The sequence below is a fragment of the Alkalibacillus filiformis genome, from assembly GCF_030814115.1.
Lineage (GTDB): Bacteria > Bacillota > Bacilli > Bacillales > Alkalibacillaceae > Alkalibacillus > Alkalibacillus filiformis.
Genome location: NZ_JAUSUP010000001.1, coordinates 650,621 through 666,039, shown reverse-complemented (window position 1 = coordinate 666,039; position 15,419 = coordinate 650,621). Strand labels below are relative to the sequence as shown.

The following is a 15,419-nucleotide window of genomic DNA, read 5'->3' as shown; positions in this document are numbered from 1 at the left end:
TAAAGTAAGGGGTAATAGAGGTTTGTGGAAGAAGAAATGTGGAGGTTATTGTATGGGGAAGGATACTCTTTTATTTTGGGTGTTTTTTTTAATATTTGTGTATGTAAGTCATCAATTTTACTTTTACTTTGTAGATCCTTTTTTACTTTCAATTCAACTCGATGTCATGTATTTTGTTATTTTCCCGATTGTTTTTATTCCACTATCGGCAGTTTTGGCAAATGTAGCAAAAGATTTCTTTCTTTTCGAGAAATAGAGTAACGGGGCAGTCTCTTCTCTCATTATTGAAACGGTATGTTTGATGAGTTTGATCTTTAATGACCTCAAGTATTGGAATGTTATGTAAGAATCGGTGTGGGAGTTATTAACTAACGAAATAGGATAATTGAATAAGCAATCTTGAAAATGGGGGGGGAGTGAAATGACGGGTATAAAAAATGTGTATTTGAAAATAAAAAATTCAAAATGGAAAGGTTTATATGCTGGAATGATGGCAGGTGTCTTATTGATTATTTTTCAAACAATTCAAGGTTCGTTAAACATCGCTTTAATTCTTGGTGTATCAACAGGTTGTCTAATTTCTTATATAATAAATTTAAAGTACATTGAGCATAAAAACTCTAAAAATGGTACTAATTATAATAGTTAATAAATCTTTATTTTAGTTGGTGTTATTGATAATTAGAAAGCACTCTTGCACTAACTTTAGCAGATAGTTGAAAAGAATTAATCAGGAGGAAGTAATGACTAAGAAAATTAAGTTGTTTTATGAGGAAAATCAATCGCAATTTGGGGTTTTGCGGGTACCTGAGAGTAAAAATCCGTCACCAGTGATCGTTATAATTCATGGAGGTTTTTGGCAAGCAAAATTTAATTTAGAAGAAAATAACCCTATTGCAGAGGATTTAACTCAAAGGGGTTATGCTACTTGGAATATTGAGTATCGTAGATTAGGTGAAGATGGAGGAGGTTGGACAGGTACGTTCAATGATGTCATAGATGCCATAAATCATCTAACAAATATAAAAGAAACTTATCATTTAGATCTATCGAACGTCATTATTATTGGACACTCTGCTGGAGGTCATTTAGCTCTTTGGTTAGCGGCAAGAACTGTACATAAAAGTTTAGACTATATGTTTAATGAACTAGTAGTACCAATTCAAAAAGTGATAAGTTTGGCTGGAGTAACTGATTTGAAAAAGATGTGGGAAATCCATGAAGCAGAAGGATTAAAGAGTCCTGTATCTGAATTAATGGGTGGGACACCAAATGAAGTCCCTGAACGTTATAACACCGCTTCTCCAATTGAATTGTTACCAATAGATGTAGAACAGGTATTAGTTCATGGTGAAGTAGATAAACATGTACCTTCTGAATTAAGTGAAAATTACTATTTGAAAGTAAAAGAACAAAATAAGCATGTGAACTTAGTTATTCTGCCAGATATAGAACATTTTAAAATCATTGAACCTACCTCAAGAGCATGGTATTCCGTAATTGATTCACTATAACAATGTTTGTATTCAACTAAAGGGCAAGAGTTTAATAACAATTTTTTTGTGTTGATCAACTAACGTGAGCAGGATAGTGAAGGGTTCCAAATTGTTTAATTTGGTTGGAGGTGTATGTTTGAAAAGAGTATTATTTCTAATTATACTTGTTGTTATTTTGGTAGCTTGTGGTCAACAAAATAATTGTTCTTCTGAAGAAAGACACGAAGGCGTCATTGTTAATATAGAGAAGGCTACTTTTAATGAAGAATACATCATATTAACTTTGCCAAGTGTCGAAAATCTTAACTTTTTAGATAAAACAGGAGACGAATTAATTAAACTAGCACAAGAAAATGATGGTGCATACTACCGTCTCAGCCAAGAAGAGTACGAAGAATTGGGTTTAGAAATAGGTAAGCGAATAGTTGGTTATTATTGTGGTGTCGGAGAATCAAACCCTCCCGTGCTTCTTACTGATAAAGTAGAGGTAATTTCACAATGATTATTATGACTTTATTAAACAAACGGGGGAGCGTTAGTTAAATAAGGAATTCGCATAATAAAGGGACTTAGAAAAATTCTAAGTCCCTAGTTGGAGTTCCTTTTTCAAATGTCATTTATATTCTCTTGAATAAAATGTAAAGCACTGGCACAAGTAATAGTGTTAATACAGTTGAGAAAGTAATCCCCGAAATAATCGTGATTGCCAGTGGTTGGAATAATACATCACCACTTATGGCAACGGGTGTTAATGCAATAATAGATGTGATCGTCGTGAGTACAATGGGTCTAAAGCGAGCTTCAGCTGATTTAACAACGGCTTCAAAAATTGTAGAAGTTGATTTGATCGATTGTTCAATAAAGTCGACTAACACTAATGAATTTCTTACAACTATACCTGTAAGTGAAACCATTCCGGTAATTGCTAAGAAACTAATTGGCGTTTGAGTGACAAACAATCCTAAAATAGCTCCAGCAATCGCTAAATAAACAGAAATTAAAATTAAGAACGGCATTGTTAATGAATTGAACTGAAATGCGATCAATAAATAAACGAGCAATACGACGACAGAAAAGATGACAGTAATTTCTGAGAAGAACGTATCCTGGTTGTCTGTTTCAGCCCTAATTGATAAAGCGTACTGATCATGGCTTTCGTTAAATTCTTCAATGTGTGGTGTAATCGTTTCTTCAATGTCATCGGTTTGATCAGCATAAGCTCTTATCGTAATTGTTCTCTCCCCATCTTCATGGTGGATCCTCGGAATGACCTCATTTTCTTCTATTTCAACAACCTCATCTAAACTGACAACTGGTGGACCTTCTGGTGAATCAACAGGGACTACGATTTCTTCAAGGTTAAGATTTTCATAATCATCTAGTCGATCAAGATAAAGTTGAACGTTATATTGATCGAGTCCTGAATTAATTTGTGCAAAAGGTAGCCCTGTCGTACGTAAATTAATTTGTTCACTAATCGTTTGAACGGTCACGTTATAGTTTTCCATTTCTTCACGATTAAGTTCGTAAGTTAGGTTAGGTGTTAAATCACCGACGTTATCAACAACAAGTTCAGCTCCTGCATCTTCTAACAGTTCGATCGCTTCATCACGGATGTCTAACATATTCGTTAGTTCATCTCCAGTTACCGTGACAGTTAACGGTGCACCAGTTGGCGGTCCTTGTTGGATAGTTTCTACAAAGATCTCGGCTTCTTCATAATTAACTCTTAATCGATCTTCCCACTGATCTATAAATGTTTCTGCATTTGTTTCATCTTGGTTAATTCTGACATACATTCGACCAGTATGTTCTCCAGTGTTGCTTTGCGATTGCCCAAATAATGCTGGAGCACTTCCGCTTGTAAATAGACTAATATCTTTAATTTCTTCTTGTTGATCGTTCAAAATGTCTTCTTCAATTGATTGTAAAGTTGTTAATGTATCAGGTTTTGTAAGGCCATTTGGCAATGTGACATCAATTGTAACTTCTTCTCGGTCCGCAGACGGGAAAAATTCGAACGGTGTCCACAATATTAGTAAAAATATACTTGTTGTTAAAAGTAAGCCAATGGCAACGGTACGCTTTGGTACACGAATGAGCTTACGAATAATGCGGTTAGCGTAAACGGTAGCCCCTTTGCTTAGCCATTTACCTAGTATGCCAGGGTTTTCTTTAATTTTTTTATTCGACTTTTTGTAATGAAAGTAGCGAATAGCTGGTACTAAAATAAGCGCGACAATCGTCGAGGCAATTAAGGTTGAAATCAAGACACTCGGTAATGCTCTAATAAATGCTCCATTAGCACCGGATAAAAAGATTAAAGGTGAAAAAGTAAACACAATCGCTAATGTTGAAGTGATAATAGAGTTTCTTACTTCTTTAATTCCTTTAACTGTTCCAGTAAGTGCTTGGTCACCTAAACGGTATCGCCTTTCAATATTGTCGTTAAGCACAATCGAGTCGTCCACTAAAATACCTAATGCGATAATTGCCCCGATCACTGAAATTTGGTTTAAGTCAGTTCCTAGTAATGGCAAAGGGATTAATCCTAAAATGAGAGAAGTTGGAATAGCTATAGCTACTACAATTGATCCCATTAAAGTTAATCCTAATGTTGTTACTAATATAACGGCTAGTACAGCAATGGCTAATGATAGAAATAGATCATCGAAAACATTAGCGATAAACTCATCTTGAGCAAAGTAATGGTTAAAGTTAAATTCATCAGGTAATTGTGATGTTAAAGATTGAACTTCTTCATCAATTAATCGACTCACACTCGGGATATCTTCTCCGCTTTGAAGATAAACCGTCATGTTAATTGCAGGCTCACCTTTATATGTAATGAGATCAGGTTGATTAGTCGATGTTACTGTAATTTCAGCTAGTTCAGTTATATCTATGTAGCTACCATCACCAGTTGGTATTCTTGTATCTTCAATCTCGCTTATGTCATTAATATGGTTAATCGTTAACGTTCGGTAACCTTCTTCAGTAACTTGTTCACCCAAAGGGGTTGGATTCCACTCTTCTTCTAAAGCCGTGAGAATTTGAGAGAATTGAACTGGTTGATCTTGAATTTCTTCAGAATCAAAATTGATCATAATTTCTTGCTCTTCAAGTCCGTTAAATTCAACATGTGATACGCCGTTAATCTGTTCAATTTGATTAGTCCACTCATCTTTGGAATCGTGAAGTCGATCCAACTCACCATGACTTTCTGAAGTTAAAAAATACGACTGACTTGGCGTCGTTAATTCAGATAATGACACATTGGGGTCTAATGCTTCCTCAGGTAGATTCGATTGTAATTGATTAATCGTTTGATTGACGTCAGTCATAATTTCTTGGTGATTTTCACCGTCATCAAGCGAAAGTATGATGTTTGATACACCACGAGATGATGTCGATTGGTAAGATTCGATTCCGCTAATTTGATGAATTTCACTTTCTATAGTGGAAGTGACTTCTCGTTCAACGTCTTCAGGTGAAGCACCAGGGTAAGGTGTCGTAATGGTTGCTTGGTTCATCGGCGTTTCAGGAAAATCGCGTTGTGGCAAGTCATAGAAGGTGTAGCCGCCTATGATGAGTAGTAATGTGAAAAGTACAAAAATCATCTTATAACGATTTAGTAGAAATTTCATATGATAGCTCCCTTGTATGTCGTTTACTATCTTCATTATTACCCTTTATGCCATATTATGAAACTATAAGATAAAATAAAAAGCATAGCCTTGAATAAGGCTATGCTTTATAACTGCGTTTATACAAACATGCTAAGACCCATCATTAGAGAGCTTAACAGCATGGCAATAATCATTAAATAGATTACAATCGTCGTCCATGTCTTTTTCTTTCTACGAGATGAAGCATAAGGAGCACGAGGCTTTTTGTTGTTAGACACAATGATTCCTCCCTTAAAATATTCCGCTAATCTCATTGTAAAAGAAAAACTAGCATTGGACAAGACAAAACTTTGCTTTACAATAAAAGTAGATGACGAATTTTTCTTACAACTGTAAAATGGTGTTAGAAGGGAGAGGTTACATAATGACAGAACGTTTTAATGAACAATTAAATGAATGGAAGAAACAAGTTGAAAAAACGAATGAACGCTTTCCAGAACGAAAAGAACAATTTGTAAACAAATCCGATATAGAAATTGACCCACTATATTTTCCAAAAGAAGACCAGGTCGATGAAGAATATAGTGAAAAGATCGGTTTCCCAGGTCAATACCCGTATACACGTGGTATTCAGCCTTCGATGTATCGTAACCGTTTTTGGACGATGAGACAATATGCAGGGTTTGGCTCGGCTGAAGAGACGAACAAACGTTTTCGCTATTTACTAGAACAAGGCCAAACAGGCTTGTCTGTTGCTTTTGACTTACCAACGCAAATTGGCTATGATTCTGACGACTCGATGTCTGAAGGTGAAGTAGGTAAAGTAGGTGTTGCTATTGATTCATTAGAAGATATGGAAACGCTTTTAAAAGGAATACCACTTGATCAAGTCAGTACATCAATGACGATTAATGCACCTGCTTCTGTATTATTATGTATGTACATAGCTGTAGCAGAAAAACAAGGTGTCCCGAAAGAAAAAGTAACGGGTACCATTCAAAATGATATTTTAAAAGAGTATATCGCAAGAGGGACTTATATTTACCCACCTAAGCCATCGATGCGTTTAATTACGAATATATTCGAGTATTGTGCAAATGAAGTACCGAAGTTTAATACGATTAGTATTTCTGGCTATCACATTAGAGAAGCGGGATCCACTGCCGTACAAGAAGTTGCTTTTACACTTGCAAATGGTATGGCTTATGTTGATGCTGCAATTGAAAGCGGTTTAGAAGTCGATCAATTTGCACCTAGGCTAGCCTTCTTCTTTAATGCACATAATAATTTCTTTGAAGAAGCGGCTAAGTTTAGAGCAGCTAGACGTATTTGGGCAAAAATGATGAAAGAAAAGTATAAAGCGCAAAACGAGAAAAGCTGGCGCTTGCGTTTCCACACCCAAACAGGTGGTTCCACACTGACAGCACAACAGCCGGATAACAATATTGTTAGAGTGGCGCTACAAGCATTATCAGCTGTTTTAGGTGGAACTCAAAGTTTGCATACGAATTCAAGAGATGAAGCGTTAGCTTTACCGACAGAAGAATCAGCTCGTATTGCATTACGTACACAACAAATTATTGCTCATGAAAGTGGCGTAGCTGATACTGTAGACCCACTTGCTGGTTCTTATTACGTTGAACAGATGACTGATGAAATCGAAAAGGAAGTCATGGCCTATATAGATCGTATTGAAGAGATGGGCGGTGCTGTTCAAGCGGTTGAGGAAGGATATATGCAACGTGAAATTCATCAAGCGGCTTACGAGACGCAGAAAAAGATTGAATCACAAGAAGAAGTCATTGTTGGTATGAATGAATTTAAAATCGAAGAAGAAGTTCATGAAGATTTATTAAGAGTAGATGAACAATTAGAGCAAAATCAAGTTAAACAAGTACAAAATGTAAGAGACCAAAGAAATCAACCTCAAGTAGATGAGCAATTAAATAAATTAAAAGAAGCAGCACAAAAATCACATGAAAACTTAATGCCTTACATTTTAGACTGTGTAAAATCGTATGCTACTGTCGGGGAAATTTGTCATGTATTACGTGATGAATTCGGTGAGTATACAGGGATGTAAAAGGAAGGGGAGAATGTCAGTATGGAACGTAAAATTCGAGTGTTAATTGCCAAGCCAGGATTAGATGGACACGATCGTGGTGCATTAATTATCGCACAAGCATTACGTGATCATGGAATGGAAGTTATTTATACTGGATTAAGACAGTCACCTGCTCAAATCGCTCAAGCGGCTATTCAAGAAGATGTTGATGTCGTTGGCTTGTCGTCACTTTCAGGAGGACATAAAACACTGTTTCCTAAAGTCGTAGAAGCGTTAAAAGAAAAAGATGCAGAGGATATCCCCGTTATTGGTGGTGGCGTCATTCCAGATGAAGATATTGCTTATTTATTAGAGCAAGGCGTACAGAAAATCTTCACACCAGGTACTCCAACTACTGAAACAGTTGACTTTATTAAATCTTGTGTAAGTGGTGATTCAAATGAATAAAATTGCACATATCGGCATTGCGGTTTCAAGTATTGATGAGACTTTACCTTTTTACCGAGACCAACTAGGGCTTGAGTTTAAAGGAGTCGAAGAAGTTGAGTCAGAGCATGTTAAAGTTGCCTTTTTAAAGATTGGGGAAAGTGCAATTGAGTTATTAGAACCACTTAACGATCAATCACCGATTGCTAAATACATCGAGAAGAAAGGTGAAGGCATTCATCATATAGCTTTAGATGTAAATGATATTGATGAAAGATTAAATACATTAAAAGAACAAGGCGTTCCGTTAATTCATGAACAGCCAAAAGTTGGAGCGCATGACAGTCAAATCGCTTTTTTACACCCAAAGGCAGCAAACGGTGTATTATTTGAACTATGTCAACAAAAGTAGGAGGCTTAGCTATGGATATTTTCGATAAAATTAATGAATTATATGATAAGCGCCGAAAAATTGAATTAGGCGGCGGAGACGAAAAGATTCAAAAACAACGCGATAAAGGAAAGATGACAGCTCGAGAACGAATTGAATACTTATTAGATGAAGGGTCATTTGTAGAGTTAAATCCGTTTATCGAACACCGTGTAACTGACTTCGGCATGGATGGAAAAGAAGTACCAGGTGAAGGTGTCGTAACAGGCTATGGTACGGTAAATGGGCGCCCCATTTATTTATTTGCACAAGATTTTACCGTTTATGGTGGCGCGCTAGGAGAAATGCATGGTAAGAAGATCGCTGCTGTTATGGACTTAGCTGCGAAAAACGGCACACCGTTTATTGGCTTAAACGATTCAGGTGGTGCACGTATTCAAGAAGGAGTTGCTTCATTAGATGGCTATGGTCACGTCTTTTATCGCAACTCAGTCTATTCTGGTGTGATCCCACAAATCTCTGTTATAATGGGTCCTTGTGCAGGCGGTGCTGTTTATTCACCAGCTATTACAGACTTTGTCATTATGGTAGAAGAAACATCACAAATGTTTATTACAGGGCCAAAAGTAATCGAAACAGTTACGGGTGAAAAGATTTCTTCTGAAGATTTAGGAGGAGCAGACGTACATAACTCGAAAAGCGGCAATGCTCACTTAAAAGCAAAAAATGAAGAAGAAGCATTAAATCAAGTTAAGCAATTAATTAGCTACTTGCCACAAAATAGTCAAGAAAAGACACCTGTACAAGAACTAGAAAAAGAAGAAGACTTCCGCCCTGATTTAGCTGACTTAATACCATTTGATGCAATTAGACCGTATGATGTTCGCACGGTGATTAACGAAGTCGTTGATCATGAGTCATTCTTTGAAATTCACCCAGACTTCGCTAAAAATATCGTCGTCGGCTTTGCGACTATTGATGGTGAGACTGTTGGATTAGTTTGTAATCAACCGAAGCATTTAGCAGGTGGCCTTGATATCGATTCAAGTGATAAAGCATCTAGATTCATCCGTACGTGTGATTCATTTAACATCCCAATTATTACTTTTGAGGATGTGACAGGCTTTTTCCCTGGTGTTAAACAAGAACATGGCGGAATTATTCGTCACGGCGCTAAAATTTTATATGCTTATTCAGAAGCAACAGTGCCGAAAATGACTGTTATTACTCGAAAAGCATATGGAGGAGCGTATGTGGCATTAAATAGTAAATCGATTGGTGCTGATTTAGTGTTTGCGTGGCCGAATGCTGAGATCGCGGTTATGGGCCCTGAAGGTGCAGCTAACATTATTTTTGCTAAAGAAATTCAAGAAGCTGAAGAGCCAGAAGTCACGCGCCAAGAGAAGATTAATGAATACCGTGAGAAATTCGCGAATCCATATGTAGCAGCAGGACTAGGCATGGTAGATGATGTGATCGATCCAAGAGAAACACGACTAAAGTTGAAACAAGGTTTAAATATGTTACGTAACAAAAAAGAAGAGCGACCGACTAAAAAACATGGAAACATTCCATTATAAAGACGGAGGTAAAACAGCATGAAAGTAAACGAACAACGACTAATTGATGAGTTTATTGAACTTGTTCAAATTGATTCAGAAACGAAACATGAAGAAAAAATGGCTGAAGTGTTGAAACAAAAGCTAACGGACTTAGGATTAGACGTTCAAGAAGATAAGGCTAAAGAAAAAACAGGGCATGGTGCGAACAATTTAATTTGTACTTTAAAAGGTGCAAAGGAAGATGCTGACACAATTTATTTCACATCTCATATGGATACAGTTGTTCCTGGTAAAGGGATTAAACCTTCAATTGAAGGGGACTACATTGTGTCTGACGGTACAACGATTTTAGGTGCCGATGATAAAGCTGGTTTAGCTGCTATGATCGAAATGATCAAACGACTGAAAGAAGAAGAGATTGAACACGGTGATATTCAACTGATTATTACAGTCGGTGAAGAATCAGGGTTAGTTGGTGCTAAAGCGCTAGACGCATCATTAGTGAAGGCTAAATACGGTTATGCGGTTGATAGTAACGGCGATGTTGGTAATATCATCGTTGCTGCACCATCTCAAGCGAAGTTAGAGATTACTTCAAGAGGAAAGAAAGCACATGCTGGTGTTGCACCTGAAGAAGGTGTGTCAGCTATTACGTTAGCTGCAAAAGCGGTATCTAAAATGCCATTAGGTCGAATTGACGACGAAACGACTGCTAACATTGGTCGTTTTGAAGGTGGGCAAGCAACGAATATCGTCTGTGATGAAGCGTATATTTTAGCTGAGGCACGTTCTTTAGAACCAGAGAAGTTAGAGAGACAAATTGAAAAAATGCAAAAAGCTTGTCACCAAGCTGAAGAAGAAGTTGGTGGAGAAGTAGAAGTAAAAGTTAACTATATGTATCCGGGATATAAACATCAAGAAGGTGATCAAGTCGTTGAAGTTGCAAGAGATGCAGCTAAATCAATTGGTCGCACAAGCCAACTTGAAGCTAGTGGTGGTGGAAGTGATGCTAATATCATTGCAGGCTTAGGAATTCCGACAGTTAACTTATGTGTTGGATATGAGAACATTCATACGACAGATGAGCGTATGCCAGTTGGTGAATTAGTAAAAATCGCTGAATTATTAACAGCCATTTCAATTGAAGCGGCTAAATAATCTCGTGTTATAATAAAGTATGGGCAACGTTGTCCATACTTTTTCTTATTAGTAAGTAGGTGATGAAGTGGGGAAAGGTCGAATTATCTTTCATGTTGATATGAATAGTTTCTATGCCTCAGTTGAAACGGCTTATCGACCTGAATTAAAAGGAAAACCTGTTGCAATTGCAGGTGATCCAGAGAAAAGAAAAGGAATCATTGTGACATGTAATTATGAAGCAAGAGCTAAAGGTGTTAAAACGACAATGCCTTTATGGCAGGCTTATGAGTTGTGCCCGAACTTAATTGCTCTAAAGCCGAATTTTAACCGTTATCGAGAAGCGTCGCAACATATGTTTGCTATCTTGTCTGAAGTTACGCCTTTTGTCCAACCGATTTCAATTGATGAAGGTTATATGGACATCACTGACTATAGTGGTGAGAATACCCCACTTCAATTAGCTGAATGGATTCAACAAAGGTTAGTAGATGAACTTGATTTACCTAGCAGCATTGGCATTGCACCGAACAAATTTCTAGCGAAAATGGCTTCCGATATGAAAAAGCCATTAGGAATTACGGTGTTACGTAAACGGGAAATTCAAGATAAGTTATGGCCACTACCTATAGGTGAAATGTATGGAGTAGGGAAGAAGACAGAAGAGAAATTAACTCAAATCGACATTGAAACTATCGGTGATTTAGCCAAACGCAACGTGTTAACACTTAAAAACTTACTTGGGGTTAACGGTGAGCGACTCCATTTAAGAGCAAATGGTATAGATAATAGCGAGGTAGACCCTGAGGCGATTAATGAGTTTAAAAGTATCGGCAATTCTCAAACGTTTCCTTTTGACACAACAGATTCAAATGAGATTCAACAAATGTTAAGTCAACTATGTCAAAGTGTAGCTGACCGTATGAAGGCTAAACAAGTTGTCTCAGAAAACGTCCAAATTATGATTCGTTATCATGACCGGAAAACGATTACGAGAAGTCGCCAGTTAAGAGACTTTGTAGAACATAAAGATCAAATTAATCAAATTGTACTTGATTTGTTTTATTCGCATTGGAATGAAGAGCCTATCCGACTACTCGGAGTGACAGCACAACACCTTTCACACAAAGAAGATGTATCCAAGCAATTGGACCTTTTTAATTATGAACAAGAAGCTGAAAAAGAACCATTATATAACGCAATTGAACAAATTGAAGATAAATTTGGTAAAGAAGTTTTTGTGAATTTAAGCGGATATGAACAACCGAAAATAAAGACGAGCTTTCAAAAAGATTTCTTAAGTCAAAATAAACGTAAAAAATAGCCTTATGTCTGTTATAAGTTCAGACGTAAGGCTATTTATATTACTTTTTAAATACTTTCGTTAATACTTTTTCTGCTATTTTTGAATGCGGATAGCGGAATGATAAATCAAATGATGTCGTTTGCTTTACGACGCTTTTACGATGTGTAAAGGCTTCGAAACTATGAATCCCGTGATAGCTCCCAATGCCACTCGTACCAATACCACCAAATGGTAAGTTATTATTTCCTAAGTGCATAATCGTATCATTAATACAAGCTCCACCGAAGGATAAGTTTTTAATGACCCATTCTTGTTTTTGACTATTTTCAGAGAAATAGTAAAGAGCTAATGGATTACGTGCATGTTCAACATGATCGACTACTTCTTCTAATTTATTAAATGTCATAATCGGCAATAATGGACCGAAAATCTCTTCCTGCATAATATCAGAGTCCCAGTTAACATTGTCGATTAAAGTAGGGTTGATTTTCTCCCTACTAGAGTCCGATTGCCCGCCATAAATAATATTTTCTCCGTCTAAATAAGTTAATAAGCGATTAAAGTGCTGATCGTTAACGATTTTCGTATAATCGTCGTTTTCGATTGGGTTTTCCGTGTACATAAGCTCAACTTCTTTTTTGAACGCTTCGATAAATTGACCTTTAATGCTTTCATGAACTAATAAATAGTCTGGCGCTACACAAGTTTGACCAGCATTAATTAACTTACCCCAAGCCGTTCTTCTTGCTGCTAGTTGAATTTTAGCATCAGAATCAACGATACACGGACTTTTTCCACCTAATTCAAGTGTGACAGGGATTAATTGTTTACTCGCTTTCTCCATAACTTTTTTTCCAACTTGTGTACTGCCAGTGAAGAAAATGTAGTCAAGTGGTTGATCAAGCAAGGATTCACTCACTTCTTTTTCACCTTGTACAACGGATATATACTTAGCTTCAAATGTTTCTGTAATCATCTTTTCGATTAATTGGCTAGTATGGGGGGTGAACTCAGAAGGTTTAATGATCGCTGTATTACCGCCTGCAATTGCGCCAATTAATGGAGCTAATGCCAAATGTAATGGGTAATTCCAAGGGCTAATAATTAAAGTTACACCATAAGGTTGCTTATAAATATAGCTTTTAGCCCCTTTGTGAGTTGTTGGCGACTTAACTTTTTCAGGTGTCATCCAACCGCGTAAATACTTCATCGTTTCATCGATCTCATTGTATAAAAAGCCAAGTTCAGTCATGAGCACTTCATAGGAGGATTTGTTTAGATCTTTTTTTAAGGCGTCATAAATATTGGATTCATTTCGTTTTAACATGTCTTTTAATTTTTGTAGTTGGTGGTTTCTAAACGTGTGTGTCATCGTTTTACCAGCTTTAAATAATGTTTTCTGTTTACTAACTAACTCTTGAATTTCCGTCAACTAACGTCCCTCCTTTAATACTTCATATGAATCAAAGTCTTTAACATATGTGACATGATTAATGATTTCTTTTAAGTGTTCTAACTCTTCGTGAAGCTGATCTTGTTGATAGCGTGAAGATATATGGTTTAAAAGCAATTGTTTTACATTTGCTTCTTTAGCAATTTTAGCCGCTTGTAAACTCGTTGAATGGTTGTACTGTTGAGCTAACTTAGCATCTTTATCAATAAATGTCGCTTCATGAACTAACACATCGACATCACGTACAAAATCAATTACGTCATCAAATGGAAGGGTATCACCTAAGATTGCAATCTTTCTACCGTGTATATCAGGGCCTGTTACGTCATCTCTTACAATGTTAGTGCCATCATTTAATGTGATCACTTCATTATTTTTAATTTCTTGAAAAATTGGCCCTGGTTGAACACCTTTTTCTTTTAATTTATTTGGGAGTAAAGGGCCGATTTGATCGGCTTCTTCAATTAAGAACCCGTATGAAGGAACTCCGTGAACGAGTGACATAGCTGATACTTTTATTTGATTATCCTCAAATAATACACCGTCTGTAACTTCGTAATATTTAATCGTATACTTTAAGTGAGTCTGGCTAATAGATAAGGCCGTTTCAATAAACTCTTTAATCCCTTTAGGACCATAAATTTCTAATGTTGATGTTCCTTCTTGGAACGAGCGACTGCTAAGTAATCCAGGTAAACCAAAAATATGGTCGCCATGAATGTGTGTAATGAATATTTTATTAATTTTCCGAGGTTTAATCGGTGTATTTAAAATTTGATGTTGTGTTGCTTCACCACAGTCGAATAACCAAACTTCATCTCGCTCTTGATGCATTTCTAGTACTAAAGATGAAACGTTTCGAAATTTTGATGGAACACCAGAGCCTGTACCTAAAAATGTAATGTTCACGGCCTTTCCTCCTATATTTTAACCTAACGCCAACCAGCTTGATATTGCTTTGGACTCGTTATGCTAGTTTTTAATTCATCTGCAGCTTGTTTTGGCCAATAAGGGTTTTTTAGTAACTCTCTTCCTATAAAGACTAAGTCTGCTCGATTATTTTGGATTATTTCCTCAGCTTGCGTGCCATTCGTAATCAGTCCAACTGCACCTGTCTTAATACCAGTTTGATGTTTAATCGCTTCGGCAAAAGGGACTTGGTATCCAGGGTAAGGGTTAATCTTCACTCGGACGACGCCGCCAGAACTGCAATCTATTAAGTCTATGCCCTGGTCGTACAATTGATTTGAAAAATAAATAATCTCTTCAAGTTGATTACCTTCTTCATGGTACTCAGAAGTAGATAGACGGACAAATATTGGGCCGTCCCACACTTCTTGGATCGCATCAACAATTTCTTTAAGAAAGCGATAACGGTTGTCGCGGCTCCCTCCGTACTCATCGTCCCGCTTATTCGTCAGTGGCGATAAGAATTGGTTAATTAAATAGCCATGCGCACCGTGTATTTCTATTATATCAAAGTTAGCTTTTTGAGCTCTTTCTGCTGCTAGTTGAAAAGAACGAATCGCCTCATTGATGTCTTTTTTAGTCATAGCACGAGGTGTTTGAAACCGTTCATTTAATTGAAGACTAGAAGGTGCAATGATTGGATCATCTAATTCAGCTTTTCTTCCAGCGTGAGCTAATTGAATCGCACTTTTAGCTCCGTGAGCATGGATTCGTTCTGTAACCTTTTTTAAACCCGTAATATGTTCGTCTGACCAAATACCTAAATCTTCGTATGATATTCTACCATTTGGTTGAACTGCTGTTGCTTCAACCATAACTAAGCCAACTTGTCCAACGGCACGACTTTCGTAATGTGTTATATGAAAAGGTGTGACAATACCATCTTGTTCATAACAAGAGTACATACACATTGGTGACATCACGATTCTATTTTTTAACGTAACTTGATTAAAAGTAATAGGGGAGAAAAGTTTTGTTTCCATAA

General features: G+C 36.8%; 13 protein-coding genes and 1 pseudogene. 9 read left to right on the top strand and 5 right to left on the bottom strand.

What is annotated here, in order from left to right; translation table 11 throughout:
- Window positions 1-52: 52 nt before the first annotated feature.
- The 4 genes from J2R98_RS03675 (at window position 53) to J2R98_RS03660 (ending at window position 1,998) form a co-directional block, all read left to right on the top strand.
- On the top strand, window positions 53-256 hold the full coding sequence (locus tag J2R98_RS03675) for a hypothetical protein (protein WP_307066223.1): 204 nt from the start codon (window positions 53-55) through the stop codon (window positions 254-256).
- Between the two features lie 165 nt (window positions 257-421).
- A complete protein-coding gene (locus J2R98_RS03670; protein WP_307066221.1) occupies window positions 422-649 on the top strand; it encodes a hypothetical protein in 228 nt (75 codons plus the stop codon).
- A gap of 94 nt (window positions 650-743) precedes the next feature.
- Window positions 744-1,514 carry an alpha/beta hydrolase family protein gene (locus J2R98_RS03665; protein WP_307066219.1) on the top strand — a complete coding sequence of 257 codons (771 nt, stop codon included), beginning with the start codon at window positions 744-746 and terminating at the stop codon, window positions 1,512-1,514.
- 118 nt (window positions 1,515-1,632) lie between these two features.
- Window positions 1,633-1,998, top strand: a complete 366-nt coding sequence (locus J2R98_RS03660) for a hypothetical protein (RefSeq protein WP_307066218.1) — start codon at window positions 1,633-1,635, stop codon at window positions 1,996-1,998.
- Between the two features lie 115 nt (window positions 1,999-2,113).
- On the opposite strand, the gene J2R98_RS03655 is transcribed toward J2R98_RS03660, so the two are convergent.
- Window positions 2,114-5,143, bottom strand: coding sequence for an efflux RND transporter permease subunit (locus J2R98_RS03655; RefSeq protein ID WP_307066216.1), 3,030 nt, complete (start codon window positions 5,141-5,143; stop codon window positions 2,114-2,116).
- A gap of 119 nt (window positions 5,144-5,262) precedes the next feature.
- A complete protein-coding gene (gene prli42 / locus J2R98_RS03650) occupies window positions 5,263-5,403 on the bottom strand; it encodes a stressosome-associated protein Prli42 (RefSeq protein ID WP_017186796.1) in 141 nt (46 codons plus the stop codon).
- 146 nt (window positions 5,404-5,549) lie between these two features.
- On the opposite strand from prli42, the gene J2R98_RS03645 reads away from it, so the two are divergent.
- The 5 genes and pseudogenes from J2R98_RS03645 to J2R98_RS03620 all read left to right on the top strand — a co-directional run bounded on the left by J2R98_RS03645 (window position 5,550) and on the right by J2R98_RS03620 (window position 12,030).
- A complete protein-coding gene (locus J2R98_RS03645; RefSeq protein WP_307066214.1) occupies window positions 5,550-7,208 on the top strand; it encodes an acyl-CoA mutase large subunit family protein in 1,659 nt (552 codons plus the stop codon).
- Between the two features lie 21 nt (window positions 7,209-7,229).
- Window positions 7,230-8,028, top strand: a pseudogene (mce, locus tag J2R98_RS14510) (methylmalonyl-CoA epimerase).
- An 11-nt stretch (window positions 8,029-8,039) separates the two neighbouring features.
- Window positions 8,040-9,587, top strand: a complete 1,548-nt coding sequence (locus J2R98_RS03630) for an acyl-CoA carboxylase subunit beta (RefSeq protein WP_307066208.1) — start codon at window positions 8,040-8,042, stop codon at window positions 9,585-9,587.
- Between the two features lie 18 nt (window positions 9,588-9,605).
- The gene (locus J2R98_RS03625; protein WP_307066206.1) at window positions 9,606-10,727 is read left to right on the top strand and encodes a M20/M25/M40 family metallo-hydrolase; all 1,122 of its coding nucleotides are present in this window, start codon (window positions 9,606-9,608) and stop codon (window positions 10,725-10,727) included.
- A 67-nt stretch (window positions 10,728-10,794) separates the two neighbouring features.
- Window positions 10,795-12,030 (top strand): DNA polymerase IV, encoded by a 1,236-nt coding sequence (locus tag J2R98_RS03620; RefSeq protein WP_307066205.1) that lies wholly within the window; start codon window positions 10,795-10,797, stop codon window positions 12,028-12,030.
- A 40-nt stretch (window positions 12,031-12,070) separates the two neighbouring features.
- Here J2R98_RS03620 and J2R98_RS03615 read toward each other — a convergent pair whose 3' ends face one another.
- The 3 genes from J2R98_RS03615 to namA are packed head-to-tail and all read right to left on the bottom strand — an operon-like array spanning window position 12,071 to window position 15,417.
- Window positions 12,071-13,444 (bottom strand): aldehyde dehydrogenase, encoded by a 1,374-nt coding sequence (locus J2R98_RS03615; RefSeq protein ID WP_307066202.1) that lies wholly within the window; start codon window positions 13,442-13,444, stop codon window positions 12,071-12,073.
- On the bottom strand, window positions 13,445-14,374 hold the full coding sequence (gene rnz / locus J2R98_RS03610; protein ID WP_307066200.1) for a ribonuclease Z: 930 nt from the start codon (window positions 14,372-14,374) through the stop codon (window positions 13,445-13,447).
- A 23-nt stretch (window positions 14,375-14,397) separates the two neighbouring features.
- On the bottom strand, window positions 14,398-15,417 hold the full coding sequence (gene namA / locus J2R98_RS03605; protein ID WP_307066198.1) for an NADPH dehydrogenase NamA: 1,020 nt from the start codon (window positions 15,415-15,417) through the stop codon (window positions 14,398-14,400).
- Window positions 15,418-15,419: the final 2 nt, after the last annotated feature.

What these genes read in the sequence shown, in the direction of transcription:
- J2R98_RS03625 (WP_307066206.1), top strand. Translation starts at nt 9,606, where the DNA reads ATGAAAGTAAACGAACAACGACTAATTGATGAGTTTATTGAACTTGTT.
- J2R98_RS03645 (WP_307066214.1), top strand. Translation starts at nt 5,550, where the DNA reads ATGACAGAACGTTTTAATGAACAATTAAATGAATGGAAGAAACAAGTT.
- J2R98_RS03655 (WP_307066216.1), bottom strand. Translation starts at nt 5,143, where the DNA reads ATGAAATTTCTACTAAATCGTTATAAGATGATTTTTGTACTTTTCACA.
- namA (WP_307066198.1), bottom strand. Translation starts at nt 15,417, where the DNA reads ATGGAAACAAAACTTTTCTCCCCTATTACTTTTAATCAAGTTACGTTA.
- J2R98_RS03675 (WP_307066223.1), top strand. Translation starts at nt 53, where the DNA reads ATGGGGAAGGATACTCTTTTATTTTGGGTGTTTTTTTTAATATTTGTG.
- J2R98_RS03665 (WP_307066219.1), top strand. Translation starts at nt 744, where the DNA reads ATGACTAAGAAAATTAAGTTGTTTTATGAGGAAAATCAATCGCAATTT.
- J2R98_RS03630 (WP_307066208.1), top strand. Translation starts at nt 8,040, where the DNA reads ATGGATATTTTCGATAAAATTAATGAATTATATGATAAGCGCCGAAAA.
- J2R98_RS03670 (WP_307066221.1), top strand. Translation starts at nt 422, where the DNA reads ATGACGGGTATAAAAAATGTGTATTTGAAAATAAAAAATTCAAAATGG.